This window comes from Polynucleobacter corsicus (assembly GCF_018688255.1).
Classification (GTDB): Bacteria; Pseudomonadota; Gammaproteobacteria; order Burkholderiales; family Burkholderiaceae; genus Polynucleobacter; species Polynucleobacter corsicus.
In genome coordinates, this window is the sequence record NZ_CP061314.1 from 1,474,241 (window position 1) to 1,498,267 (window position 24,027).

Below are 24,027 nucleotides of genomic sequence, written 5' to 3' on the forward strand. Positions count from 1 at the left end.
ATTGGTTCTTTAGATTACTCATTTGGGAGTGACTCGTATGAAGAAAATCATCATTGCATCAGGCATTACATTAGGCATTGCATTCAGCTTTGCAATTCCATCCATTGCTTTTGCAGATCAAGCGGCCTGTGAAGCTAAGGCAGTTAGCAAAGAAGGTAAGCCACTCTATGGCGCAGCTAAAGACGCATCTATTAAGAAATGTATGGGTGATACCAAACCCAATGATTGCGAAGCTAAAGCAGTAAGCAAAGACGGTAAGCCGTTGTATGGCGCTGCTAAAACTGCATCCATCAAAAAGTGTGAAGGCGGCAAGTAAATACCTCTCGCATCAAGTTAAAAAGCCTCGCAATGCGAGGCTTTTTTATTCTTATCTGTTGTTACTTATTGGCTTCAGTTTTTTTCTTCTGCATTAGAACGGCTCATAGCCACCAGAGGAGTAGCCAACTGATCCCATCGCCAAGTTATCAAACTTGGTATATGGACCTTGCCAGCTTAAGCGCACAGTACCAATTGGTCCATTACGCTGCTTACCAATAATGATCTCCGCCATGCCTTTATCCTGAGTCGTATCTGGGTGATATACCTCATCACGGTAGATGAACATAATTAAGTCGGCATCTTGCTCGATCGCACCCGACTCCCGTAAATCAGACATGATTGGGCGCTTGTTGGGGCGTTGCTCTAGACCACGGTTTAACTGGGATAAAGCAACTACTGGGCACTGTAACTCTTTTGCGAGTGATTTGAGTGAGCGCGAGATCTCAGAGATCTCTGTTGCACGATTCTCAGAACCGGAGCCACTCATTAGCTGCAAGTAGTCAATGACAACCAGACCTAGTGTTCCACCGAAGTTACGAGCAATACGACGCGCACGAGCACGCAACTCTAAACTGGAAAGAGCGCCAGTCTCATCAATCAAAATTTGGGTATTACTTAGACGAGCAATCGCATCCGTGACACGCGGCCACTCATCATCTTGCAGCTTGCCGGTACGCATACGACCTTGGTCAACGCGCCCTACTGAACCCAGCAAACGAGCCGCTAATTGCTCACCCGACATCTCCATTGAGAAGACAACGACTGGCAAGCCCTCAGCCAATGCGACGTTCTCGGCGATATTCAGTGCAAATGCAGTGTTGTGGGTCACTACGTAATCATTGGTTACATAAGTTCTGTCTGGATGGCTAACGGAGATGCATTGAGCCTCAGTTACTCTGGATGGCTCGATACTTTTAAAGGTAAGCCTGCGTTGCCGATCCCAGCTCGATCTGAGTCTTTCTTTCTTTTCAGGCAAGGTAAATGCCTGGAAGCCAGGAGCAAAACTCATATTTAAAACATAAGCTAAACGACCCTGCTGCTTCTCGCCTTTGTAAGTGTAGCTTGACTGTTTTTGAGCGATTGAGCAAAAGCCGCCTAATGATCTAGCTAAAGAGGCTACGTCTTCTGATAATTGCTTACTTGCCGTACAAAAACGAATAGAACCCCACTTCTCAATCCAGCCATCAGTGTCCATCAAACCCTGAAACAGCGCGAGACGGGAAGTCTTGTTGGCCTCAAGATAGGTAGCGGGGATATATTTATCAAAGCTTCTGCAGCCGAGAACGCCTATATCTTGCAAGGCAGAGCGGAAGTAATTGGTTGGCACAGACTGACGTTGGCCGTTAGCAGCAATTCTAGATTTAGAGACCAATCTCCAGTCATATGCATTGGCATGAACCAACTCCATCTCATAGCCAGCCAGGGCATTCATGCGCTCAATAAGCTCGGGAGATTTAGTTGAGAACATCACGCTACCGTGAGACAAGGCCAAAGTTCCATCACCAAGCAATGCACCCAAAACCCATGGGTTTATTGGCAATGTATTTGAATGACCAAAATCACCTGAAACAGGATCTATCCACAGACGGTTCTTGTATCGAACACAAGAAAGCATTTCCATTAAACGCGCAGTATTAATGACTTTGGGCGCATCCCAATCGCGATACATGACGCGCCAGAGATGTTCATCACAGCACTCAGCTTCACGACCATCAGAGAAGGTGACTTTGTAAATCTGTTTAATACCTTGCGGATAGATGCCAGTCACCATGGAATGCTGGCCATCCACAGAAGCTAGACGATCGCCGAAACGCAAATCACCCATCAATTTCCAACCGTCAACCGTTTTTACTTTGGCATCCAGTGGCTGCGCTTTACCCATCGATGGCCTACCAGCAACGATCACCAAGTCGCCTTTTTGCAGGCCACTAGTTTGCTTATCTAGATCAATAAATCCAGTTGCAATGCCAGTGATATCACTGCCGCCCTGGCGGTTGTAGAGTTCATCAATGCGGGCAACAACAGTTTTAAGTAATGGCTCGATCTCGAGGTAATCGGCTTTGCGACTACCTTCTTCACCAATTTGCAGAATGCGTGATTCCGCTTCATCTAAAAGCGTTCTTACGGAACGGCCCTCTGGAACAAATGCCGAGTTCACAATATTGTCAGACACTTCGATTAGGCGACGCAGGATGCTGCGATCACGAACAATGTCGGCATAGCCTTTGATGTTCGCTGCACTTGGAGTGCTTTGCGCTAATGAATTGAGGTAATCAATACCAACTAAGTCACCGCCCTGCTCGGACTTAACAGCCTCATGAACAGTAATGACATCAGCGGGATGATTGTCGCCAACTAAACGCTGAATGACCTTATAGATCAGAGCATGTTCAGGACGATAGAAATCTTTATCAGTTAACACTCCACCCAGGCGATCCCAGGCTGAGTTATCGATCAGTAAACCGCCGAGCAAAGATTGCTCGGCTTCTACAGAATGCGGCGGTACTTTTAAAGCCTGCAAGGCTGGATCCCCAGAACCCATCATGCCAGGATTTGACATAAGGGAACGTGAGCGGGATTCAGCCATGAGGCTTGCGATTTATTAAAAAACCGAAGATCTAAAACTTACGCTTGCTCGCCAACTACACGGACAGTAATGTCAGCCACTACATCGGTATGAACAGATACCGCTACAGGGTGATCACCAACCATCTTCAACGGGCCAGTAGGCATACGCACAGAAGCTTTTTCGATTACAAAGCCTTTTGCTTTCAAAGCATCAGCGATGTCATGATTGGTTACAGAACCAAACAAACGACCGTCAACACCTGCTTTTTGACCGATTTCGAGAACCAAGTCTTTGAGCTTTGTGCCAACCGCTTGCGCAGCAGCCAATTTCTCAGCAGCTAACTTCTCCAACTCAGCGCGACGTACTGCAAAGTCAGCGATGGCTGTTTCAGTTGCACGACGAGCTTTGCGTTGTGGAATTAGGAAATTACGAGCGTAACCGTCTTTAACACGAACGATGTCGCCGAGGTTGCCCAGGTTAATTACTTTTTCTAAAAGAATGATTTGCATTGAGGGCTCCCAATTATTTCTTGTGTTGATCGGAGAATGGCAACAAAGCCAAGTAACGAGCACGCTTGATAGCAGTGTCTAACTGACGCTGATATTTAGCTTTTGTGCCTGTCAAACGTGCAGGAGTAATCTTGGCGTTTTCGCCAATGAAGTCCTTCAATGTGTCTACATCTTTGTAGTCAATCTGTTCTACGCCAGCAACAGTGAAACGGCAATAACGCTTACGCTTGAACAATGGGTTCTGAGCTGGTTTCTTTTTGAAATCGGGTTTCTTTCCAAACGCCATGATGATTTCCTCTTTAATTTTTCAATTGAATATGGGTGATATGGAAAACAAGTCTTTGATTACGTAGAGTCTTGGGTGCTAAGAATCCTTCAAACACTGCCTCGGTTCCTAAATCCATTTGCTCTAAGCCCTTTTGTATCGGGCCAATTGCTATGGCTTCAACACTCATCTGAATTTTCCTAGCCACTCCTACCTCGTTTACTTCGCCGCTATGTTCTAGCTGGCAATGCATCACCGGTATTCCTGCTGGTGTAAATCGAATCGCGTCTTTAGATACCAAGAATGCAGTTAGGGTGAAATGATTCAACGCCGCTCCGTCACTCTGATACGTTTTCTAGTCTGTGTATTCCTCTTCAAATTTCTAACTTAAGCCGCTACTACAGGAGCGTCGGATTGAGCTGATTTGCGCGCTTCTTCACGTTGCACTTCTTTCATCATGATGGAAGGCTCTGTTTCAGCTTTCTTCGTCTTGATGATGAGGTGACGCAAAACAGCATCGTTAAATTTGAATGCGTGCTCGAGCTCGTCCAGAGTTTTCTGGTCGCACTCAATATTCATACAAACGTAATGGGCTTTAGCAAGTTTGTCGATCATGTAAGCCATCTGACGACGACCCCAATCTTCCATGCGGTGAATTTTGCCGCCAGCAGCAGCTAATGTCGCTTTGTAGCGATCGATCATCGCAGGCACTTGCTCGCTTTGGTCCGGGTGGACGATAAAGACGATTTCATAATGACGCATCTAACACTCCTTAAGGATAAAGTCACCTGGGCGTCTTGCTAACTTCCGATGGTTTTAAAGTTAGCGCCAGTGTGACAAGGTAGTAACAAATTGTAGGTAAAACTAACTACACATATTTACAGCTTTTAAGTCCTTACCGAATTTCAGGTAAGTCCGTTATTTTAGCAAAAAAATCCTGCCAAGTCAGAGGTTTACCAGCTTTATTTGCCTGCTTTGCCGCATTTAACGCCAATTGAAGTGCAATTCTGGCTCTAGGTGCAGTCAGAGCCCCCGAAGCACAGCATCCGGGCGCATCTAGCTCGGGAATGTTGTGCAAAGTAGTCCCGGCACCTGTTCTAGTCGTCCTGACCAAAGCAATACCCTGAACCATCGCCTGGTCCAAGGGTTTAATCCAGTCATCATGAAAGCCACCTTGCCCCGAACCAGCAAGCACAAAGCCCTGGACGGCACTACTGAGCCAATGCGTGATGGTTTCAGGACGAGCGCCCGCATGACTAGTCAGGATCTCAACCCAAGGCCACTCATCTTCCCCGGGAATAGGTAAATCTTCATTCCAGACTGCTTGTACAGCCTTCACGCCAGATAGCCAAGAGGGATTAATTAAGCTCACCGAGCTTGATGGGGCATTTTGTAATGGGGCATTCAGAGCTGTAGCGTGGCGCTTAGCCAAGTCCATTGCCAGACATACGCGCCCACATATCACCGCATAAATGCCACTAGGGCAGTTATCCATAGGCATGGAAGCCCAGCGCAAGGCATCCAATAAATTGACAGGTCCATCAGCTCTGGGTGCATTACTCGGGAGCATGGCCCCAGTTAGAATAACCCTCTTAGACTGAGTCTGAGCTAACTTTCCACACGTTGTCTGCAGAAATAAGCCCGTTTCTTCAATCGTGTCGGTGCCGTGGGTAATCACAATTCCCCTCACAGAAGCATCCAAAAGGGCCTCGCTTACAGCAAGCCCGAGCGCAGTGAGGTGAGCATCAGTCAGATTGCGGCTATTGATATTGACCAGTTGACGCGAAACCAGCTTGACCCCCGCAGGCACTACTGACTGAACCTGTGCCACTAAAGCGTCCACCCCGACTTGGCCAGCTTCGTATTGAAGGGGGCTTTCTTCTGGATTGGGAGCGAGGCCTGCAATGGTGCCGCCCATACCTAAAACTAGAAGATGGGGAGTATTTTCAGAAATACCAGAATTTGAGGTCATTTCTATATTATCCACCTCCAAATTGCTTGAATATTCAAATACTGCTGTATACAATCCCAGTATGGATATAAATACAGTCGATTTTCCAGAGGAGCTGACTGCCCTCCCCAAACTCACCTCACGTCAAAGTGAGATTTTGGAATTGATTACCAAGGCCATCGATGAAAGTGGTTCGCCTCCTACGCGCGCTGAAATTGCGACGCAACTGGGCTTTGCTTCTGCCAACGCTGCTGAAGAGCACTTACGTGCATTAGCAAAAAAAGGGTATATCGAACTGACACCGGGAACGTCCCGCGGCATTCGTATTCCGCAACGATTTAATCAGACACACAATCCCAATAGATATCGTCAGATGTCATTACCTTCTGGCGCTCTTCAGCAACTGACACTGCCACTCATTGGTCGTGTTGCAGCGGGCTCTCCAATCATGGCTGTTGAGCATATTGAAAAACAAGTGCCAATTGATCCAAGCTTGTTTAGCAAAGGTGCTGACTACTTACTCAAGGTGGTTGGCATGAGCATGCGCGATGCTGGTATTTTGGATGGCGACTATCTCGCAGTGCGAAAAACCTCCGAGGTCCGTAACGGCGATATTGTTGTTGCGCGCTTAGATGATGAGGTGACAGTAAAACGCTGGAACCAAAAGAAAACTGCAGATGGCATGGTGATTGAATTACAAGCCGAGAACCCAGACTTCAAAAATATTTTGGTAGATAAACGTCAACCGAACTTTGCAATTGAAGGTCAAGCAGTTGGTCTCATTAGGGCTGGCGGACTGTAAACCTTGCGCTACTAAACAAAAGGCCTCGATAGAGGCCTTTTTCTATTGCTCGCAAATGTAACTATTTTTATTTCTTAGTTGGCGCAACTACGTTTGCGTTCTTAGGGGATGCAGTAATAGTGATGATTGTCTTTGGGCCAGTGAATGGACCTTCATTTAATTCTACGGTTGAGGTGCGATCACCTTTAGTGAAAACCAAAATACTGGTTTTTGATTTCACTGCACTCACGGTAGTCCAGCCCGCCTTGGGATACTCGGCTTGGAAGAATGCATAAATATCTGTTGGGGTTTGCACGCCAGATAAAACTACGCGCCCCACCCAGTTATCACCTCGACCAATGATTAAAGAATCTGAACCGATGATTTTGGATGCAGCAGGTAATGGCATATCTCCCAAGAGCTGGGATTGAATTTCCTGAACTTCATTAGGCGTACCTGTTGGAGAGTCGCCAGAAGAGGCGCACGCTGCTAGTAGCATTGATAGCGCTATGGCCAATGAAAGTTGCTGAACTTGTTTAAGTTGGATCATCTTCTTGCCCTGGTAATCAATCTACATTACTGGAGGCGCGTGAGGGAATCGAACCCCCGTACGAAGCTTTGCAGGCTCCTGCCTAACCACTCGGCCAACGCGCCATATGCTTGAATCAAAAATGGGAAGCTTTTTTAGGGCTTCCCATCGAACTTGGAGCGGGAAAGGAGGTTCGAACTCCCGACCTATACCTTGGCAAGGTATCGCTCTACCAGCTGAGCTATTCCCGCATAACAGGGCAACAGTTTAGCAAACAATTTGGTAGAACGCATTATTCATGAGTAAAACTATTTACCAGTGAGGCTAATGTTTACACCAAGCCCTTATCAGACATAGGTTTGTGGACATTACTTAGCTTTTTCGACTAGCTGAGGCAAAGCCTTTTTCATGTAATAGAACATAGACCAAAGTGTCAAAAAGGATGCAATCCAGATTAACCAAGTACCCACTTGCGCGCAATTGAGCCAACCAAATATGGTGTCGTTCAACAATAAAAATGGAATCGCTACAAGTTGGGCCGTGGTCTTGAGTTTGCCGACCATATGCACAGCAACACTTTTTCCGGCACCCAAGAGCGCCATCCACTCTCTTAGTGCTGAGATAGTAATTTCACGCCCAATAATGATGAGGGCAACCCAAACCTGCACACGGTCCATATTGAGAAGAACCAATAATGCAGCAGCAACAATCAACTTGTCTGCTACCGGGTCTAAGAATTGACCAAACGCCGACTCTTGTTTCATTTTTCGAGCCAAGTAACCATCTAACCAGTCAGTTACTGCCGCAAAAACAAAAATTACTGTGGCTGTGAGATTCTTTTCAAAAGGAGTTAGCCAGCTATTGGGTAAGTAGAACACTGCGACGACAAGCGGGATTGCGGCAACGCGCAACCAGGTCAGGGCAATAGGTAAGTTAAACGGCATAGCTTAAGCATAAACCAATGCGAGTGAGCTGGGCAATCAATGGAGTTGCTTATAGATTTGCTCTGCCAATGCATTGGATATTCCCTCAACACTGGAGAGCTCTTCGATGGTGGCATTAGAAACGCCACGCAAACCCCCAAAACGGGCGAGTAATTTTTGACGACGTTTCGCTCCGATACCCTCAATCTCTTCCAACTGAGAAACTGTCCTCGCCTTTGCTCGTTTGGCACGCATGCCAGTAATGGCAAAGCGATGTGCCTCATCACGGATTTGCGCTACCAATAACAAAGCCGCGCTATCAATGCCGAGTTCGAGCGATTTCCGCCCGTCCGCAAAAATGAGTGCCTCAAGACCGACCTTACGACCCTCCCCTTTAGCAACACCAACTATCAAGCTGATATCCATACCAAATTCAGAGAGCACTTGTCTTGCCATCTCAACCTGACCTTTGCCACCGTCAATCAAAATGACTTGTGGCATCTTCTCAACAGGAAGCTCTTGAAAGTTTGCATAACGGCGCTGCAAGACCTGACGCATTGCGGCGTAATCATCGCCCGGTGTAATGTCATTAATATTAAAACGGCGGTATTCACTAGGCTGCATCGCATTTTTGGAGTACACCACACAAGATGCTTGCGTAGCCTCACCAGAGGTATGACTAATGTCAAAACACTCAATCCGTAACTGCTCAAGACTTTCCAACTCTAAGGCCAAGACATCAGCCAGTGCACGTGCTCTTGCTAGTTGTCCACCAGTCTCGACCAAACGCTTCGCTATCGCAATCTTGGCATTACCCTCAGCCATCGACAACCAATGTCGTCTCTGACCTTGTGGTTGGTGTAGAAAAGTAATGCGCTTACCAGCTTGCGCATTGAGCAAATCATGCAAACCCTCTGGGGCAACTTGCTCGGCACCATCTTCAGCACTTTCTTCCGGCGCCGCAATATCATCCACCAACTTTCTCAAGGGATGATTCAGAATCAACACAGGTGGAATTAAATTAGTAGTCGCCTCACCATCACCTGACTTCTCCTCTAAGTAATGCTGCGCAATAAACGCTTCTAAAATTTCTGCGGGGGGTGGCAGCTCTCCAGAGCTTGAGCGCAAGCCTTTCGGGAAATAGGCGCGATCACCCAAATGGCGACCGCCACGAATCATTGCTAAATTGACGCAAACCACGCCTTCCATTTGAGCGACAGCGATGACATCAACATCACCCTCACCATCAGCAACGGTGTCCATTGACTGCTGCTGCAAGACGCTAGAAAGATCGGCAATCCGATCTCTTAGTACTGCAGCCATTTCAAACTCCATAGCATCACTGTAAGCGTGCATCTTTTTTTCAAGCTCAGAGAGCACGCGACTATGATCACCCTCTAAGAAACGTTTTGCCTGGGCTACATCCTGCCCATATTGATCTGTGTTCAGTCGACCAACGCAAGGTGCGCTACAACGATGAATTTGATGCAATAAACAAGGGCGGCTCCGGTTTTTGAAAACAGAGTCTTCACAAGTTCTCAGACGAAAGACTTTTTGCAAAATCTGCACGCTATTACGCACCGCCCATGAATTCGGGAATGGTCCAAAGTAGTGATTGCGCTTATCCGTTTTTCCTCGATAGGAGGCTAGGCGTGGAAACTGGTGCCCCGTCAACATCACATAGGGATAGGATTTATCATCTCGGAAGAGAATATTAAATGGAGGAGCTAACTCCTTAATCAAATTGTTCTCTAGAATTAAGGCTTCGGTTTCTGAGCGTGTTACTGTAGTTTCGTAGCGGGCAATTTTTCCCACCATCAGCTCTATCCGTGGTGAAAGCTGAGTTCGCTGGAAGTAACTAGATACCCGCTTTTTGAGGTTGCGCGCTTTTCCGACATACAGAATATGTCCCGCCTCATCAAAGAAGCGATATACCCCCGGCAATCCGGGTAGCCGTTTAACATCCTGCTGAAGGGTTTCAAAAAGCGAATTGCTCATGCGTTGGGATATTTTCTGTCAAATCGTAGACAACTATGGTGATGCCGGTGTTTGCTGGCGCCTAGCAAGAAGCTTAACAAGTCTTCATGGCCAAGACGTGCGCATTTTCTGTGACGATCTCCCAACCCTTAATTTACTCGCTTCTGGGGTTGACCCAGAAATCAAGCGTCGTATCGACGTCCAACCCTGGGAAGCAAGTCATAACAATAGCCGTCACCCTGTTGAGGCCCCCGATGTAGTGATTGAGGCATTTGGGTGCGATCTTCCCGATCGCTACCTTGCAGGCCTACTGATTGCCCCCAAAAAACCCATCATCATTAATTTGGAGTATTTAACTGCAGAGCCCTGGATAGTGGACTTTCATATGAAAGCATCCCCGCAGGCACACGGTATTCCGAAGTACTTTTTCTTTCCAGGCTTTCAGGTTAATGCGGGTGGCATTTTGATTGACCCCATTCCCTTAGAGTCATTACTAACTGAGCAATTGATTCCCGAGAGCCTCAGGACAAGCTGGAAGCTATTGCGACCCAATGCAAAACGCATTAGTGTTTTTTGCTACCCAGGTGTACCGCTCCTGAAATGGTTGGAAGATCTAGCGACATTAGATGAAAACTTCGACATTGTCCTGACTCATGGCCAACTTGAGCAATTGCAGTTCAGCTCAGGTCAACCAAGCAAGGCGCTTGTTCTTCCTGAATCCATTCAGTTAATCTCCATTCCCTTTGTTTCTCAAGATGAATACGATTGGGCTCTCTCTCAATGCGACTTCAATATTGTTCGGGGCGAGGATTCTTTTGTCCGAGCGCAGTTGGCTGGCAAGCCCTTCATCTGGCATATTTACCCCCAAGAAGATCGCGCCCATGAAAACAAGTTGGCTGCATTTTTAGACCTCTATCTTGAAGACGCATCACAAGAGCTTAAACACGCCGTCATTGCAGCAATGACTTGGGCAATGCCCAGCAAGTGGTATGAATCAATTGATGAATGGAGCACCCATTCCAAGGCTTGGCGAGCAGATTTACTTGAAAAACAAGCCGATGGTGGCCTGGCTGCCCGTCTAATGAGCTTTGTAGCCTGATCTTGGGCGCAATACGCCTGCGGGCGGTTACAATCTTGTTTTTGATAAAACCGCAGAAAATCAGCTCTGCACCCAGGAATAGCAAGATGAAAACAGCACAAGAACTCCGCGTTGGTAACGTAGTAATGATCGGCACTGATGCCATGGTCGTTTTAAAAGCAGAATACAGCCGCTCAGGCCGCAACTCTTCTGTTGTAAAAATGAAATTTAAGAACTTGTTAACTGGTGCGCCTAATGAAGGCGTATTTAAAGCAGATGACAAGTTTGATGTGGTGATCTTGGATAAGAAAGATTGCACCTACTCTTACTTCGCAGATCCAATGTATGTATTTATGGACACCGAGTACAACCAATATGAAGTGGAAGCTGAATTCATGGGTGATGCACTGCATTACCTAGAAGAAAGCATGCCTTGCGAAGTCGTATTCTACGAAGGTAAAGCACTCTCAGTAGCCATGCCAAACTCTTTGGTTCGTGAAATCATTTATACAGAGCCAGCAGTTAAAGGCGATACCAGCTCAGGCAAAGTATTGAAGAATGCAAAATTGGCTACCGGCTATGAATTGCAAGTGCCATTGTTCTGTAACACCGGCGACAAGATCGAGATCGATACGCGTACTGGTGAATATCGTAGCCGCGCTAACTAATTAGCTCGCTCGATAAGCAAAAGCCCGGTACGCCGGGCTTTTTTATTGCCTAGGTAATAAGCTTTAGCTGCTTGAGTAAGCCTTTGGCATGCTGGTATTGAGCCTCATCTTGCAGCTCAGCCCAGGCAGGAGCTGTAGCAGTTGGCATCAAGCGATTTAATCGAATTGCCGATTCCGCTTGCTTTGCTTTAGAGACTTTCAATTGACTGAGCAATTGATCTGCAAGGTCTGGGCGATTGCAGATTAATACTGCATCGCATCCTGCCTCAAGTGCCATATCAGCACCCTTGACCACAGAACCGGCAACACTGGCGCCCTCCATAGAAAGGTCATCGCTAAAGATCACACCTTCAAAGCCCAACTCTTGACGCAAAATGGAATGCAACCAAACCTTAGAGAATCCTGCAGGATTTTTATCTACTTTCGGATAAATCACATGCGCTGGCATTACTGCAGTCAAACTCAGATCTAACCACTCATAAGGCTTAGCATCGTCATTCAGAATGATCTCTAATGGACGCTCATCAACTGGAATGGCCACATGAGAATCCGCCTCTGCCCAGCCATGACCCGGAAAATGCTTTCCGCAATTTGCCATACCCGCAAGTCGCAGGCCTTCGTTCAAACTCTTCGCCAATGCGAAAGTGATTTGTGGATCACGACTAAAGGCGCGATCGCCGATTACACCGCTGCGACCAAAGTCTAAATCCAGGACGGGAGTAAAGCTAAAGTCCACGCCGCAAGCTCTTAACTCGGCAGCGAGGATATATCCACAGGCGGTAGCTGCAGCCATAGCGATGGCGGCTGATTCAGCGGCGTGTTTTGATTTATCTGTTGATTTATTTTTAGCCCCCCAAAGCTCACCAAGCTTGCGCATAGCAGGCAAATGGGTAAAGCCATCAGTCCTGCAGCGCTGCACACGTCCACCCTCATGATCAATCGAGATTAATACATCGGAACGGAGTTTTTTAATTTCTGCAGTGAGTTTGGCGAGCTGCTTGCGATTAGCAAAGTTTCTGCCAAACAAAATCACGCCACCGGTAAGGGGGTGCAAGATGCGACGACGATCCTCTGCATTTAACTCGAGACCAACAACATCTAAAGTAACTGGGCCTGGCTTCATGGTCGACTTAGTCATACATTCCTCGAAATTTTTAGTTTTATCTACTTTTGAGAGTTGTTTTATTTTTGAACTACGATGACATGGGCTATTGCCATGTCTTGCTCATCACTAACAGTGACCTGAGCTTCCCAGTTTTTTTCCAGCATAAATTGCGCAAGCGCTCCCAGATAGGAGGTAACCGGCTTGCCGCTAGGCTCATTCAATGTTTGGAGAGATCTCCAGGTCATTGGCATTCTCATGCCCAGGCCAATGGCTTTGGAGAAAGCCTCTTTTGCAGCAAAGCGCGTTGCTAAGAAGGCAATGCCCCGTTTATGGTTTCTGGCTAAGCGATGTTTAAAAACCAACATCTCATCTGGGCCCAAGATTTTTTCAGCAAGGCGACCATTGGTACGATCGTAAGCAGCTTGAAGTCGCTCGATCTGCAAGATGTCTGTACCTATGCCAATGATCATGTGATATTAAATATTTTAAGTGTGTGTCCTACCCTGAATCATCAGGGCCTTCATATCCGTAATTGCTTTTTGCCAACCCTTAAAGAGTGCCTCAGCAACAATGGCATGACCAATATTGAGCTCGGATAGCTCGGCAATGCCAGCAACTGGAATTACATTGCCCTCGTGCAAACCATGGCCTGCATTGACACGCAAGCCAATACTTTTTCCAAACTGTGCTGCTGTTCTGATGCGCTCGAGCTCCTGCTTCTGTTGATCACCAGCTAGATGAGCGTAGCGACCAGTATGTAATTCGACTACTGTGGCACCCACATCTTTAGCAGCTTGGATTTGCTGCTCTTCTGGATCAATAAATAGCGAGACTCTGATGCCAGCAGCTTTTAATTGTGTAGTGGCGGCTTTGACTGCTTCAAAGTGACCTACGACATCTAAGCCACCTTCAGTAGTGACCTCTTCACGCTTCTCAGGAACAAGGCAAACATCTTGTGGCTGAACCTGACAGGCAATCTTAATCATCTCTGGAGTGACAGCGCATTCCAGGTTCATACGCGTCTGAATCAAAGGACGAAGCGCCAATAAATCTGCATCTTTAATATGGCGACGATCTTCGCGTAAATGTAAGGTAATCAAATCAGCGCCAGCCTCTTCAGCCAAGCGAGCAGCTTTTAGCGGGTCGGGGTAGACCGTTCCACGTGCATTACGCAAGGTAGCAACGTGATCGATATTGATACCAAGTTCAAGGATGTTGGGGTTGCTCATATTTATAGATTACTAGATTTTCTTGAGATCAATCAAAATCTGACGGGTAGTGAGCACTTGATCTTGCAGGTGTAAACCCAACAAGAAGCGCATCAACTGCTTACTCTCAGAAAGTGTCTCTTGATCTGAAAAGTCTCCCGCTGCGATAGCTAGCAAGGATTTGCCGCTCAAGACTGGCCAATGCCCTGGATCGTCTCCTTGCGCAGGCCTGACGCCACGTTCTGGCTGATAAACGTACTGCTCATTTGATATGGGGGCGCTATTGGTTTCAACACAGCGGTCTAGTGCTGCTGCATAGCCGGTCTCTTGCAAGAGCGTTAACTCAAAGGGGCGTAGGATTTCTTCTAGGCCCTTGGATTGAAATTCAAGATTCGATAAAGCGGAGATCGTATCGGTGTAATGGTCGTAGAGTCTTTCATAGTCGTCTTCACGAGCCAGAAATTTGACTAGCAACTCATTGAGATAGAAGCCGCAGAGCAAGGCATCGCCTACCAAAGAGGGTGTACCGCCAACCCACTCTGATTTCGTTAAAGTACGCAGCTCGGACTTGCCACTCCAGGAAACCAATAGCGGTTGAAAACGCTGCAAGACTGGACGCAATACCGAATGGGGACGCTTAGCGCCTTTAGCAATTAGCGCCATGCGGCCATATTGTCGTGTAAACACATCCAGAATTAAGCTAGTTTCCTTATAAGGAATGCTGTGCAATACAAAAGCAGGTTCGTCAGCAACACGAATGGAGGCCATAGCTACTTACTCTAGTCCCTGAGCCCGTAATTCAGCACGATCATCTGCCCAGCCACGCTTGACCTTAACCCAAGTCTCTAAAAATACTTTGCCGTCAAAGAGCTTTTCCATATCAATGCGTGCGTCGGTAGAGATCTTCTTGAGTCGCTCACCCTTAGCACCAATAATCATCGCCTTATGGCTATCGCGATCAACCAAAATGGTTGCTGCAATACGGCGCATCTTGCCATCCATCTTGAACTGATCAATCACTACTGTGCTGGTGTAAGGCAACTCCTCACCAGTGAAGCGGAAAACCTTCTCACGCAGGATCTCGGCGGCCAAGAAGCGCTCACTGCGATCGGTAATGGTATCGCCATCGTAGACTGCCGGCGCTTCAGGCAAATATCCCTCAAGTACGTCTAATAATCTTTCAATATCCCCTGGACTCTTGGCGCTCATTGGGACGATTTCAGCAAACTCACACTTCTGATCTTCATGTCCACCTAGTTCGCACCAAGCTTGGCTCATTTCTTTCATGAAATTAAGTAAGGCCTGATCACGCTCAGAGGGAGTCTGAAAGCGGCTATTAAATAGATCCAATTTATTTAAGACCAGGACAACAGGCAAGTCATGTGGGAGTAATTTCAAAACCTTCTTGTCATCCTCACCAAAGTAGCCAGCCTCGACTACAAAGCAAGCGACATTCACATCTTGCAGAGCCGTAGTTACCGTGCGGTTCAGGGCCTTATTTAAGGTATTGATTAAACGAGTCTGAAAGCCCGGTGTATCGATGAAGATGAATTGCGCTTCTTCGCGATTCTGAATACCTAAAATACGATGGCGTGTAGTTTGTGCTTTGCGTGAGGTAATACTGATCTTCTGCCCAACTAAAGCATTTAAGAGAGTTGATTTGCCCATATTGGGACGGCCAACGATGGCGATGGTGCCGCATCTAAACACGATTAGCCCTTCAGCTTAAGATTTAACTGCTCTTCGGTTGCCACTTTTTTTGCTGCTTTCTTTTTGGCCGACCGAGTCTTTTTGGGCTTACCCAGAGCCTGCGGCAGGGCCTTCAGTGCTGCGATGAGTGCTAGCTTTGCTGCCGCTTGCTCTGCTGCACGTCGTGAGGCGCCCTCACCTTTCACAGCAACCTTGAGGTTTGGTATTAGACATTCAACTTCAAACTGCTGATTGTGAGCTGCGCCAGTAGTACCTGTGACGTTATAGGTAGGCAGTGGTAACTGATAGCTTTGTAAACACTCTTGCAATAAAGTCTTATCGTCTTTACCTAAGGTTTTAGGGTCAACATTAGCCAAAATAATGGAATAGAGTTTACGCAAACAGGTCTTGGCAGCATCAAATCCACCATCTAAAAATATGGCTCCAGTCACAGCTTCAAGAGTGTCAGCCAAAATAGATGGGCGACGAAAACCACCGCTCTTGAGTTCGCCCTCACCTAAGCGCAGGTAGTCTGATAGCGATAGTGTTTGAGCAATCTCATAAAGAGCTTGTTGCTTAACTAAGTTAGCTCGTACGCGAGAAAGATCGCCTTCATCTAAATCGGAATAACGCTCATAGAGCATTTCAGCAACAACGCAATTCAGAATGGAATCACCCAAGAACTCTAGACGCTCATTATTTTTCTTGCTGTGGCTACGGTGCGTTAGAGCTTGATTAAGTAACTCTAGTTTTTTAAACGTGTAGCCTAGTTGCGCTTGCAGCGGTGCAGTTTCGATGGCGGCGCGGGCGTTCATAACTTTATTCGAAGCTGCCAATACGGCCAAGATTTCCGAGGTTCAACCAAACAAAGAATGCTCTACCAACAATATTCTTATCCGGCACAAATCCCCAGTAACGAGAATCAGCGCTGTTATCGCGGTTATCACCCATGGCAAAGTAATGCCCTGCAGGAACAGTACAGGTAAGTCCAGCATTGATGTATTGGCAGTTTTCAAATCCAGGAAAACGCTCTGCAGGAAACATACCGGCAGGACGATCAGGATCATTCAAAATCTCATGCTTGTTGCCACCCAAGTCTGCGGGGAAGGATTCTGCAAATCGCTTGGCGTAACGCATGTTTTCAGGATCTAGGTAAGACTCGCCGCCACTGTATTGCAATGGCTGACCATTTACTGTTAAACGCTTGTCTTGATAAGTGATGGTGTCACCTGGCAAAGCTACAACGCGCTTGATATAGTCAATAGATTCATCGCGGGGATAGCGAAATACCACAACATCACCACGCTTAGGAGAGCCTAGATCGACAACTTTCTGATTAATCACCGGCAGACGAATCCCATAAGTAAATTTATTCACCAGAATAAAGTCACCAATCTGTAGAGTTGGAATCATCGAGCCCGAAGGAATTTTGAAAGGCTCCACAATAAATGAACGCAATACAAACACTGCACAAATTACCGGAAAGAAGCCCGCCGTATATTCCAGCCACAATGGCATACGATCGATGCCGACCTTGCGTCTTTGCGGAGCAAAGTAATAGCGGTCAGCAATCCAAGCAACACCAGAGACCACTACCAAGATAAAGAGGATAAGAGCAAAGTTCATTAGTCATCTACCTGCAAAATGGCTAAGAAGGCTTCCTGTGGAATCTCTACGTTACCTACCTGCTTCATGCGTTTCTTACCTTCTTTTTGCTTCTCTAATAACTTACGCTTACGGGAAATATCACCACCGTAACATTTAGCCAATACATTCTTACGCAATGCCTTGACGTTTTCACGAGCAACGATGTTGCTACCAATAGCTGCCTGAATAGCCACATCAAACATTTGACGCGGAATAATGCCGCGCATCTTGGCAACTACTTCACGACCACGATGTTGGCTATTGCTGCGATGAACGATCACCGACAGGGCGTCAACTCGTTCGCTATTAATGAGGATGTCAACTTTAACTACATCGGCTGGACGATATTCCTTAAACTCGTAATCCATAGATGCATAGCCACGAGAGATGGATTTCATTTTGTCGAAGAAATCTAAAACAATCTCCGCCATCGGTAACTCATAGGTGAGCTTCACTTGACGACCAAGATAATTCATATCCATCTGAATACCGCGCTTACCAACGCACAGGGTAATAATCGCGCCCACGTACTCTTGGGGCATATACAAATTGACTGTCACGATCGGCTCAAGAATCGTATTGATCTTGCTAGCCTCGGGCATCTTTGATGGGTTATCTACTGACAAGATACTGCCGTCAGATTGCTCCACCTGATACACCACTGTTGGTGCGGTTGTGATGAGGTTCATACCGTACTGACGCTCTAAGCGCTCTTGTACGATCTCCATATGGAGTAGACCCAAGAAGCCACAACGGAATCCAAAACCAAGCGCTTGCGACACCTCAGGCTCATACAAGAGCGAGGCATCATTTAACTGCAGCTTCTCCAAAGACTCACGGAGTTGATCGTATTCACTCGACTCTACTGGGTACAATCCAGCAAAGACCTGAGGCTTGACCTCCTTAAAACCTGGAAGTGGTGCTGTTGCAGGAGTTCGGCCTTGCTGTCCTGGGGTATGCGTAACCGTATCACCCACCTTAGCAGCTTTTAATTCTTTAATGCCGGCAATCACGAAGCCCACTTGACCAGCAGACAACTCTGGGCGATCCACCGACTTTGGACTAAACACACCAACGTGCTCGACTAAATGACTTGAGCCATTAGACATCAGAGTAATTTTTTCTTTTGGCTTTAAGGTGCCATTCACAACACGCACCAACATCACCACACCAACATAGTTATCAAACCACGAATCGATAATCAATGCTTGTAATGGATCTGTTGCACTACCTTTTGGCGGAGGTACGCGTGCAATCATTTCTTCGATAACATCCTGCACACCTAACCCCGTTTTGGCTGAACAGGTCACTGCTTCAGATGCATCAATACCAATGACATCTTCAATTTCTTGTTTAGCGCGCTCAGGATCAGCCTGTGGCAAATCAATCTTATTGAGGACGGGCACCACTTCAACACCCAACTCTAGAGCCATGTAGCAGTTAGCGACTGTTTGGGCTTCAACACCTTGACTGGCATCAACCACTAGCAATGCACCTTCGCATGCTGATAAGGAGCGACTAACCTCATAGGAGAAGTCGACGTGCCCAGGTGTATCAATCAAATTGATGTTGTAGGTTTTGCCATCTTTGGATTTATAAGTTAGCGCTGCTGTTTGGGCCTTAATCGTGATGCCACGCTCACGCTCGATATCCATCGAATCCAGAACCTGGGCTTCCATTTCACGATCAGTAAGACCGCCACAGAGTTGAATAATGCGATCAGCAAGCGTTGATTTGCCGTGATCAATATGGGCGATGATAGAAAAATTGCGGATTAAGTCCATAGCGTCTTGTGTAGTCTTCAAAAAACGCCTTGTCAGAACGCACCACGATGATGCGCTGCAAAAAGTCATCTTAGGGTGATTGTAATGGGTGGCGCTAAATTAGCGCCAAACCCGCTTATTTCATCCAAAAAACAAGGTTTTGGCTTATTTTGGCCTTACCGGAATAATCAGAGTGCTATCAGCCCGACGAACAAAGACCGGAACCGACTTATTGGCGTCCAAACCCTTTACAAGACCCTCAAACTGCTTTACCCCAGTGATATCGGCATCGGCAATTCGGATGATGACATCCCCAGGTCGCACTCCTGAACGCGCTAGGGGGCCATCTCCTAAACCGGTAACTTCAACACCTCCGCGAATATTGAGCTCCTTTTTCTTACTATCTGAGAGCTCCGAAACTGCCACCCCAAGAGAATTGGCATTTCCACCAGATGAACCTGAGTTATCCGACTTCTTCACGACAGCTTGACCTGCTTCCGTATCCACTACAGAGACCATCAAGTCCTTAGTTGAGCCTTTACGCCAAACCTGTACGTTAGCACTGGTTCCTGGCTTGGTTTCCCCAACAGCTCTTGGCAAATCAGTCGATTTACCAATATCACGGCCATTAAAGCTCAGAATCACGTCCCCAGACTCAATGCCGCCCGCCGCCGCTGGGCCGCCTGGCTCAACATTACGAACGAAGGCGCCACGAGGTTTACCTAGACCCAAGCTCTCTGCAATCTCTTTAGTCATTTCACCTAAAGCGACGCCAATACGGCCACGAGTCATTTTTCCATTGGTACGCAACTGGTCTGCAACCCGCATCGCTTCATCGATTGGGATAGCAAAAGAGATGCCCATATATCCGCCAGAGCGACTAAAGATTTGCGAGTTAATGCCAATCACTTGTCCGGCAGTATTTAATAGCGGTCCACCCGAGTTCCCAGGATTCACAGCGACGTCAGTCTGAATGAAAGGTAAGTAATCCCCAGTGTCACGGCTCTTGGCAGACACGATGCCAGCAGTCACGGTGTTTTCTAGACCAAATGGGGAGCCAATTGCTAACACCCATTCTCCCACCCTCACTCTTGAAGAGTCGCCTAGTGGCAACTTAGGCAAATCACGTGCCTCGATTTTGACAACCGCCATATCGGTTCGCTTATCCATACCCAATAACTTGGCTTTGAACTCGCGTTTGTCTGTCAAGGTGACGTAGATGGTATTCGCGCCCTCGACAACGTGGGCATTCGTCAAAATCAAACCATTGGATTCAATAATGAAGCCAGAGCCTACGCCGCGATCAGCCTCTTGAGGCTTGCCGGGATTAGGTTGCGCTTGCTTAGGTCCGCCAGGCAATCCTGGCATAGGCACGCCAAAGAAGCGACGGAAGAACTCGGCCTGATCCTCAGGCATTCCCGGAATACCGCCCTGAGCTTGTTGCTGCATTACTTTTTCAGTGGTTCGGATGTTCACCACAGCAGGACTAGCTCGCTCAACCAAGTCAGCAAAGTCAGGAATGGAGACACGTGGACTCTGGGCAGAGGCCTGAGGGATAAGCGCGATTTGCCCCAAGCTAAACATAGCTAAGAACGCAATAAGATACTTTTTCATAGTGCTATAGACCTGCTTGGTAAAAACCAATAATTAAAGAAAAAAGAGGAAGGAAACTACCTAATAAGGATATTAGGTCAATTTGCCAAAAATCAAGGTACCGTTAGTACCCCCAAAGCCAAAGTTGTTTTTCACGGCATGGTCAATCTTCACATCGCGAGCAGTATTGGCGCAGTAGTCCAAATCACACTCTGGATCTTGATTGAAGATGTTGATTGTTGGCGGAGACTTCTGGTTGTGTAGCGCCAGAATAGTAAATACAGACTCCAAGCCACCAGCGCCACCTAAAAGGTGCCCGGTCATCGACTTAGTAGAGTTAATCAAAGCCTTCTTAGCGTGATCGCCAAGGGCAGCTTTAATCGCACCGGTTTCATTCTTATCACCTAAAGGCGTAGAAGTACCGTGTGCATTGATATATTGAATTTGATCTGGATTTAAACCGGCATCGCGCATGGCGTTGACCATACAACGACGTGGGCCATCCATATTTGGAGCAGTCATGTGATACGCATCACCACTCATACCGAAACCTAAGAGCTCGCAGTAAATTTTTGCACCACGCGATTTAGCATGCTCGTACTCTTCGAGCACGATAACGCCAGCGCCCTCACCTAGAACAAAACCATCACGGTCTTTGTCCCATGGGCGTGAAGCTGTTGCAGGATCATCGTTGCGAGTAGATAGTGCACGAGCTGAAGCGAAGCCGCCAACGCCCAATGCAGAGATAGTGGATTCAGCCCCACCAGCAACCATCACATCAGCATCGCCATACTGAATTAAGCGGGCCGCCAATCCAATGCTATGCAAACCAGTAGTGCAAGCTGTCACTGCAGCTACGTTTGGACCTTTAAGACCAAACAAGATACTGAGATGACCAGAAATCATATTAATGATTGAGCCTGGCACAAAGAATGGGGAGATACGACGAGGACCACGAGCTAACAATTCAGCGCCGGTCTCTTCAATCATCGGCAAACCGCCAATGCCTGAGCCAACCATGACGCCTACACGCTCCGCGTTCTCTTCAGTGATCTGTAAACCGCTGTCGCGAATCGCTTGCGTACCAGCTGCGATACCAAAATGGATAAAGGTATCCATATGGCGCGCCTCTTTGGCAGAAACATATTCTTCGACATTGAAATCTTTCACCTCACCAGCAAAGTGCACGCTGAGCGGAGTGTGGTCAAACTTGGTGATGGTAGCAATGCCTGATTTGCCCGCGAGCAAATTAGACCAAGCTACATCAACCGAGTTACCAACGGGTGAAATCAGGCCTAGGCCGGTAACAACAACCCGGCGGCGGCCATTTGATACTGACACAGTAATAGCTTTTAACTAAGCTAGGGAATTAACCCTGAGCTTTTGACTGAGCAAAATCGATAGCGAGCTGAACTGTAGTAATTTTCTCAGCTTCTTCATCCGGAATTTCAATCCCGAATTCATCTTCCAAAGCCATTACCAATTCAACAGTGTCAAGAGAGTCTGCGCCCAAGTCATTCACAAAAGAAGATTCATTCTTGATCTCTGCTTCTGCGACGCCCAATTGCTCAGCGACGATTTTCTTAACGCGTTGTTCGATGTTATCCATTAATTCCCCCAAGGGTTGTAAAAAAACGATGAAAAGAATTTTATCAGCTTGGCAGGCTAAATTAGTAAATCCGCCAAAAAATGATCAATTCCTGCTGTGTTATTAGGCTAAATAGAGCCCGCCATTGACATGCAAGGTATTTCCAGTGATGTATCCGGCCGCTGGAGAGGCTAAAAATGCCACTGCCTGGGCTACATCTTCTGGGCTACCCAGACGCGCCAAAGGAATATTCGCTTTTAGGGCATTTTGCTGCTCTTCACTCAAAGCACGGGTCATATCTGTGTCAATAAAGCCGGGAGCCACACAATTGACAGTGATATTGCGGCTACCGATTTCGCGGGCCAAAGCACGGGTCATACCTGAAACACCAGATTTAGCAGCAGCGTAATTCGCTTGCCCAGGGTTGCCCATATGACCAACAATCGAAGTGATATTAATAATGCGACCAGCGCGCGCTTTCATCATGGGGCGCATTACAGCTTGCGACAAACGGAAAACAGCACTTAAGTTGGTATCGATCACATCGGTCCACTCATCTGTTTTCATACGCATTGCTAGGTTATCGCGGGTGATGCCTGCGTTATTCACCAAAATACTAATACCGCCAAAATCTTTGACGATCAAATCAATAATGTCTTCGCAAGCTTTTGGATCAGTCACATTCAATACCTCGCCACGACCACCGCTCGCTTGTAAACGGGCGTTGATAGCCTTAGCGCCATCTGCAGAAGTGGCAGTACCAATCACCTTGGCACCACATTTCACTAGCTCATCCGCAATGGCTTGGCCAATACCGCGCGATGCGCCGGTCACTAATGCAATTTGCCCACTTAAGTCGAGATTCATATTTGTCTTCCGTTGTTTCTTTGTTTTTTCTTTATTGTTTCTTTTTACTTTACCGCAGCCAATGCCTCATTGAGACTGACTTCATCAAAAATAGGCAGTCCAACGACATTCTCATTAATACGCTTTGTTAGTCCAGCCAATACCTTACCGGGACCGCACTCCACTACTTGAGTAATTCCCTGCTGTGCCATCGCATTGATAGTCTCTTGCCAACGCACAGGCTTGGCAGCTTGACGCACTAAGGCATCCTTAATAGCTGCTGGATCATTTAATACATTGACATCCACGTTATTGACTACAGAAATAGTAGGCACCTTAAATTCAATATCAGCCAAGTAGCCTTTGAGCTTTTCAGAAGCAGGTTGTAGTAAAGATGAATGGAACGGTGCAGATACGGGCAATGGCAAAGCACGTTTTGCGCCAGCTGCCTTGAGTAACTCACAAGCCTTGGTTACTGCATCACTACCGCCAGCGATCACCACTTGCCCTGGAGCATTAAAGTTCACTGCCTCCACTACACCACCAGAGGTTGCAGCAGCCTCAGCACAAACCGTCTTCACGATCGCATCATCCAAACCCAAGATGGCGGCCATACCGCCAGTACCTACCGGAACAGCTGTCTGCATCGCTTCAGCACGAAAACGCACCAAAGGCACAGCATCTTTAAAAGCGATTACGCCAGCAGCAACTAAAGCAGAGTATTCACCCAAGCTATGGCCAGCCATCATCTTGGGAACGGCGCCGCCCGAAGCTAACCAAGCGCGATAAAACGCAATCGCTGCAGTCAGCATCACGGGTTGTGTATTGGTTGTTAAAGACAATTCTTCAGCCGAGCCTTCAGCAATCAGTTTTGCAACATCTTCACCCAAAGCTTCTGAAGCTTCCTGCAAAGTCGCGCGGACTTCAGGGCGATTTGCAATGGTGTTGAGCATCCCAACAGATTGGGAGCCTTGGCCAGGGAATACAAATGCAAATGTCATAGGAATAATCGCTAAATAA

General features: G+C 47.2%; 26 protein-coding genes and 2 tRNA genes. 4 read left to right on the forward strand and 24 right to left on the reverse strand.

Annotation, left to right across the window (positions count from 1 at the left end; translation table 11 throughout):
• Positions 1–37 precede the first annotated feature (37 nt).
• A complete protein-coding gene (locus tag C2747_RS07630) occupies positions 38–316 on the forward strand; it encodes a hypothetical protein (protein WP_215330990.1) in 279 nt (92 codons plus the stop codon).
• Positions 317–409: 93 nt separating this feature from the next.
• Here C2747_RS07630 and dnaB read toward each other — a convergent pair whose 3' ends face one another.
• The 6 genes from dnaB to C2747_RS07660 all read right to left on the reverse strand — a co-directional run bounded on the left by dnaB (position 410) and on the right by C2747_RS07660 (position 5,633).
• Positions 410–2,905, reverse strand: coding sequence for a replicative DNA helicase (gene dnaB / locus C2747_RS07635; protein WP_349814576.1), 2,496 nt, complete (start codon positions 2,903–2,905; stop codon positions 410–412).
• A 38-nt stretch (positions 2,906–2,943) separates the two neighbouring features.
• Positions 2,944–3,396, reverse strand: a complete 453-nt coding sequence (rplI, locus tag C2747_RS07640) for a 50S ribosomal protein L9 (protein ID WP_215330991.1) — start codon at positions 3,394–3,396, stop codon at positions 2,944–2,946.
• A 13-nt stretch (positions 3,397–3,409) separates the two neighbouring features.
• Positions 3,410–3,682, reverse strand: a complete 273-nt coding sequence (gene rpsR, locus C2747_RS07645) for a 30S ribosomal protein S18 (RefSeq protein WP_011902267.1) — start codon at positions 3,680–3,682, stop codon at positions 3,410–3,412.
• A gap of 13 nt (positions 3,683–3,695) precedes the next feature.
• Positions 3,696–3,989 (reverse strand): primosomal replication protein N, encoded by a 294-nt coding sequence (gene priB / locus C2747_RS07650; protein ID WP_215330992.1) that lies wholly within the window; start codon positions 3,987–3,989, stop codon positions 3,696–3,698.
• Between the two features lie 59 nt (positions 3,990–4,048).
• The gene (gene rpsF, locus C2747_RS07655; protein ID WP_215304752.1) at positions 4,049–4,423 is read right to left on the reverse strand and encodes a 30S ribosomal protein S6; all 375 of its coding nucleotides are present in this window, start codon (positions 4,421–4,423) and stop codon (positions 4,049–4,051) included.
• 133 nt (positions 4,424–4,556) lie between these two features.
• The gene (locus tag C2747_RS07660; protein WP_215330993.1) at positions 4,557–5,633 is read right to left on the reverse strand and encodes an asparaginase domain-containing protein; all 1,077 of its coding nucleotides are present in this window, start codon (positions 5,631–5,633) and stop codon (positions 4,557–4,559) included.
• A 61-nt stretch (positions 5,634–5,694) separates the two neighbouring features.
• Here C2747_RS07660 and lexA point away from each other — a divergent pair, with 61 nt between their 5' ends.
• A complete protein-coding gene (lexA, locus tag C2747_RS07665) occupies positions 5,695–6,414 on the forward strand; it encodes a transcriptional repressor LexA (protein WP_215330994.1) in 720 nt (239 codons plus the stop codon).
• Positions 6,415–6,481: 67 nt separating this feature from the next.
• Here lexA and C2747_RS07670 read toward each other — a convergent pair whose 3' ends face one another.
• The 5 genes from C2747_RS07670 to uvrC all read right to left on the reverse strand — a co-directional run bounded on the left by C2747_RS07670 (position 6,482) and on the right by uvrC (position 9,843).
• Entirely contained in the window at positions 6,482–6,943 is a 462-nt protein-coding gene (locus tag C2747_RS07670; protein ID WP_215330995.1) for a hypothetical protein, read from the reverse strand.
• A 30-nt stretch (positions 6,944–6,973) separates the two neighbouring features.
• A tRNA-Cys gene (locus C2747_RS07675) sits at positions 6,974–7,047 on the reverse strand.
• Positions 7,048–7,097: 50 nt separating this feature from the next.
• Positions 7,098–7,173 (reverse strand) — tRNA-Gly (locus tag C2747_RS07680).
• Positions 7,174–7,290: 117 nt separating this feature from the next.
• Positions 7,291–7,866: a CDP-diacylglycerol--glycerol-3-phosphate 3-phosphatidyltransferase gene (gene pgsA / locus C2747_RS07685; protein ID WP_215330996.1), complete on the reverse strand. Its 576-nt coding sequence runs from the start codon at positions 7,864–7,866 to the stop codon at positions 7,291–7,293.
• Between the two features lie 36 nt (positions 7,867–7,902).
• Positions 7,903–9,843, reverse strand: a complete 1,941-nt coding sequence (gene uvrC / locus C2747_RS07690) for an excinuclease ABC subunit UvrC (protein ID WP_215330997.1) — start codon at positions 9,841–9,843, stop codon at positions 7,903–7,905.
• Here uvrC and earP point away from each other — a divergent pair.
• Both earP and efp read left to right on the forward strand, forming a co-directional pair.
• A complete protein-coding gene (earP, locus tag C2747_RS07695) occupies positions 9,842–10,921 on the forward strand; it encodes an elongation factor P maturation arginine rhamnosyltransferase EarP (protein ID WP_215330998.1) in 1,080 nt (359 codons plus the stop codon). The genes uvrC and earP overlap by 2 nt on opposite strands.
• An 86-nt stretch (positions 10,922–11,007) precedes the next feature.
• Positions 11,008–11,568 (forward strand): elongation factor P, encoded by a 561-nt coding sequence (gene efp / locus C2747_RS07700; RefSeq protein WP_215304765.1) that lies wholly within the window; start codon positions 11,008–11,010, stop codon positions 11,566–11,568.
• 49 nt (positions 11,569–11,617) lie between these two features.
• Here the strand turns inward: efp and nagZ are convergent, their stop codons facing one another.
• From nagZ to fabD, 13 genes are all read right to left on the reverse strand, one after another.
• Positions 11,618–12,706 carry a beta-N-acetylhexosaminidase gene (gene nagZ / locus C2747_RS07705; RefSeq protein ID WP_251374735.1) on the reverse strand — a complete coding sequence of 363 codons (1,089 nt, stop codon included), beginning with the start codon at positions 12,704–12,706 and terminating at the stop codon, positions 11,618–11,620.
• 44 nt (positions 12,707–12,750) lie between these two features.
• The gene (gene acpS, locus C2747_RS07710) at positions 12,751–13,143 is read right to left on the reverse strand and encodes a holo-ACP synthase (protein ID WP_215330999.1); all 393 of its coding nucleotides are present in this window, start codon (positions 13,141–13,143) and stop codon (positions 12,751–12,753) included.
• A gap of 15 nt (positions 13,144–13,158) precedes the next feature.
• Positions 13,159–13,902, reverse strand: coding sequence for a pyridoxine 5'-phosphate synthase (pdxJ, locus tag C2747_RS07715; RefSeq protein WP_215331000.1), 744 nt, complete (start codon positions 13,900–13,902; stop codon positions 13,159–13,161).
• Between the two features lie 12 nt (positions 13,903–13,914).
• Complete coding sequence (gene recO / locus C2747_RS07720) at positions 13,915–14,649, reverse strand: DNA repair protein RecO (RefSeq protein WP_215331001.1); 735 nt, start codon at positions 14,647–14,649, stop codon at positions 13,915–13,917.
• Positions 14,650–14,655: 6 nt separating this feature from the next.
• A complete protein-coding gene (gene era, locus C2747_RS07725) occupies positions 14,656–15,549 on the reverse strand; it encodes a GTPase Era (RefSeq protein ID WP_251374867.1) in 894 nt (297 codons plus the stop codon).
• Between the two features lie 44 nt (positions 15,550–15,593).
• Positions 15,594–16,385 (reverse strand): ribonuclease III, encoded by a 792-nt coding sequence (rnc, locus tag C2747_RS07730; RefSeq protein WP_215331003.1) that lies wholly within the window; start codon positions 16,383–16,385, stop codon positions 15,594–15,596.
• Between the two features lie 4 nt (positions 16,386–16,389).
• Positions 16,390–17,196, reverse strand: coding sequence for a signal peptidase I (lepB, locus tag C2747_RS07735; RefSeq protein WP_215331004.1), 807 nt, complete (start codon positions 17,194–17,196; stop codon positions 16,390–16,392).
• On the reverse strand, positions 17,196–19,001 hold the full coding sequence (gene lepA, locus C2747_RS07740; RefSeq protein WP_215331005.1) for a translation elongation factor 4: 1,806 nt from the start codon (positions 18,999–19,001) through the stop codon (positions 17,196–17,198). The genes lepB and lepA overlap by 1 nt, the downstream gene beginning before the upstream one ends.
• A 144-nt stretch (positions 19,002–19,145) precedes the next feature.
• Positions 19,146–20,594 carry a DegQ family serine endoprotease gene (locus C2747_RS07745; RefSeq protein ID WP_215331006.1) on the reverse strand — a complete coding sequence of 483 codons (1,449 nt, stop codon included), beginning with the start codon at positions 20,592–20,594 and terminating at the stop codon, positions 19,146–19,148.
• A gap of 72 nt (positions 20,595–20,666) precedes the next feature.
• Complete coding sequence (gene fabF, locus C2747_RS07750) at positions 20,667–21,914, reverse strand: beta-ketoacyl-ACP synthase II (RefSeq protein ID WP_215331007.1); 1,248 nt, start codon at positions 21,912–21,914, stop codon at positions 20,667–20,669.
• Between the two features lie 28 nt (positions 21,915–21,942).
• The gene (gene acpP / locus C2747_RS07755; protein ID WP_046330561.1) at positions 21,943–22,182 is read right to left on the reverse strand and encodes an acyl carrier protein; all 240 of its coding nucleotides are present in this window, start codon (positions 22,180–22,182) and stop codon (positions 21,943–21,945) included.
• 102 nt (positions 22,183–22,284) lie between these two features.
• Entirely contained in the window at positions 22,285–23,028 is a 744-nt protein-coding gene (fabG, locus tag C2747_RS07760; RefSeq protein ID WP_215331008.1) for a 3-oxoacyl-ACP reductase FabG, read from the reverse strand.
• Positions 23,029–23,072: 44 nt separating this feature from the next.
• On the reverse strand, positions 23,073–24,008 hold the full coding sequence (fabD, locus tag C2747_RS07765; RefSeq protein WP_215331009.1) for an ACP S-malonyltransferase: 936 nt from the start codon (positions 24,006–24,008) through the stop codon (positions 23,073–23,075).
• Between the last annotated feature and the right edge of the window lie 19 nt (positions 24,009–24,027).

Excerpts from the sequence above, each read along its gene's own strand:
- acpS (WP_215330999.1), bottom strand. The coding sequence starts at position 13,143 with ATGATCATTGGCATAGGTACAGACATCTTGCAGATCGAGCGACTTCAA.
- acpP (WP_046330561.1), bottom strand. The coding sequence starts at position 22,182 with ATGGATAACATCGAACAACGCGTTAAGAAAATCGTCGCTGAGCAATTG.
- fabD (WP_215331009.1), bottom strand. The coding sequence starts at position 24,008 with ATGACATTTGCATTTGTATTCCCTGGCCAAGGCTCCCAATCTGTTGGG.
- C2747_RS07670 (WP_215330995.1), bottom strand. The coding sequence starts at position 6,943 with ATGATCCAACTTAAACAAGTTCAGCAACTTTCATTGGCCATAGCGCTA.
- dnaB (WP_349814576.1), bottom strand. The coding sequence starts at position 2,905 with ATGGCTGAATCCCGCTCACGTTCCCTTATGTCAAATCCTGGCATGATG.
- rpsR (WP_011902267.1), bottom strand. The coding sequence starts at position 3,682 with ATGGCGTTTGGAAAGAAACCCGATTTCAAAAAGAAACCAGCTCAGAAC.
- rpsF (WP_215304752.1), bottom strand. The coding sequence starts at position 4,423 with ATGCGTCATTATGAAATCGTCTTTATCGTCCACCCGGACCAAAGCGAG.
- C2747_RS07745 (WP_215331006.1), bottom strand. The coding sequence starts at position 20,594 with ATGAAAAAGTATCTTATTGCGTTCTTAGCTATGTTTAGCTTGGGGCAA.
- earP (WP_215330998.1), top strand. The coding sequence starts at position 9,842 with ATGCGTTGGGATATTTTCTGTCAAATCGTAGACAACTATGGTGATGCC.
- lepA (WP_215331005.1), bottom strand. The coding sequence starts at position 19,001 with ATGGACTTAATCCGCAATTTTTCTATCATCGCCCATATTGATCACGGC.
- lexA (WP_215330994.1), top strand. The coding sequence starts at position 5,695 with ATGGATATAAATACAGTCGATTTTCCAGAGGAGCTGACTGCCCTCCCC.
- rplI (WP_215330991.1), bottom strand. The coding sequence starts at position 3,396 with ATGCAAATCATTCTTTTAGAAAAAGTAATTAACCTGGGCAACCTCGGC.
- C2747_RS07630 (WP_215330990.1), top strand. The coding sequence starts at position 38 with ATGAAGAAAATCATCATTGCATCAGGCATTACATTAGGCATTGCATTC.
- nagZ (WP_251374735.1), bottom strand. The coding sequence starts at position 12,706 with ATGACTAAGTCGACCATGAAGCCAGGCCCAGTTACTTTAGATGTTGTT.
- C2747_RS07660 (WP_215330993.1), bottom strand. The coding sequence starts at position 5,633 with ATGACCTCAAATTCTGGTATTTCTGAAAATACTCCCCATCTTCTAGTT.
- fabG (WP_215331008.1), bottom strand. The coding sequence starts at position 23,028 with ATGAATCTCGACTTAAGTGGGCAAATTGCATTAGTGACCGGCGCATCG.
- era (WP_251374867.1), bottom strand. The coding sequence starts at position 15,549 with ATGGGCAAATCAACTCTCTTAAATGCTTTAGTTGGGCAGAAGATCAGT.
- rnc (WP_215331003.1), bottom strand. The coding sequence starts at position 16,385 with ATGAACGCCCGCGCCGCCATCGAAACTGCACCGCTGCAAGCGCAACTA.
- recO (WP_215331001.1), bottom strand. The coding sequence starts at position 14,649 with ATGGCCTCCATTCGTGTTGCTGACGAACCTGCTTTTGTATTGCACAGC.
- uvrC (WP_215330997.1), bottom strand. The coding sequence starts at position 9,843 with ATGAGCAATTCGCTTTTTGAAACCCTTCAGCAGGATGTTAAACGGCTA.
- pdxJ (WP_215331000.1), bottom strand. The coding sequence starts at position 13,902 with ATGAGCAACCCCAACATCCTTGAACTTGGTATCAATATCGATCACGTT.
- lepB (WP_215331004.1), bottom strand. The coding sequence starts at position 17,196 with ATGAACTTTGCTCTTATCCTCTTTATCTTGGTAGTGGTCTCTGGTGTT.
- pgsA (WP_215330996.1), bottom strand. The coding sequence starts at position 7,866 with ATGCCGTTTAACTTACCTATTGCCCTGACCTGGTTGCGCGTTGCCGCA.
- efp (WP_215304765.1), top strand. The coding sequence starts at position 11,008 with ATGAAAACAGCACAAGAACTCCGCGTTGGTAACGTAGTAATGATCGGC.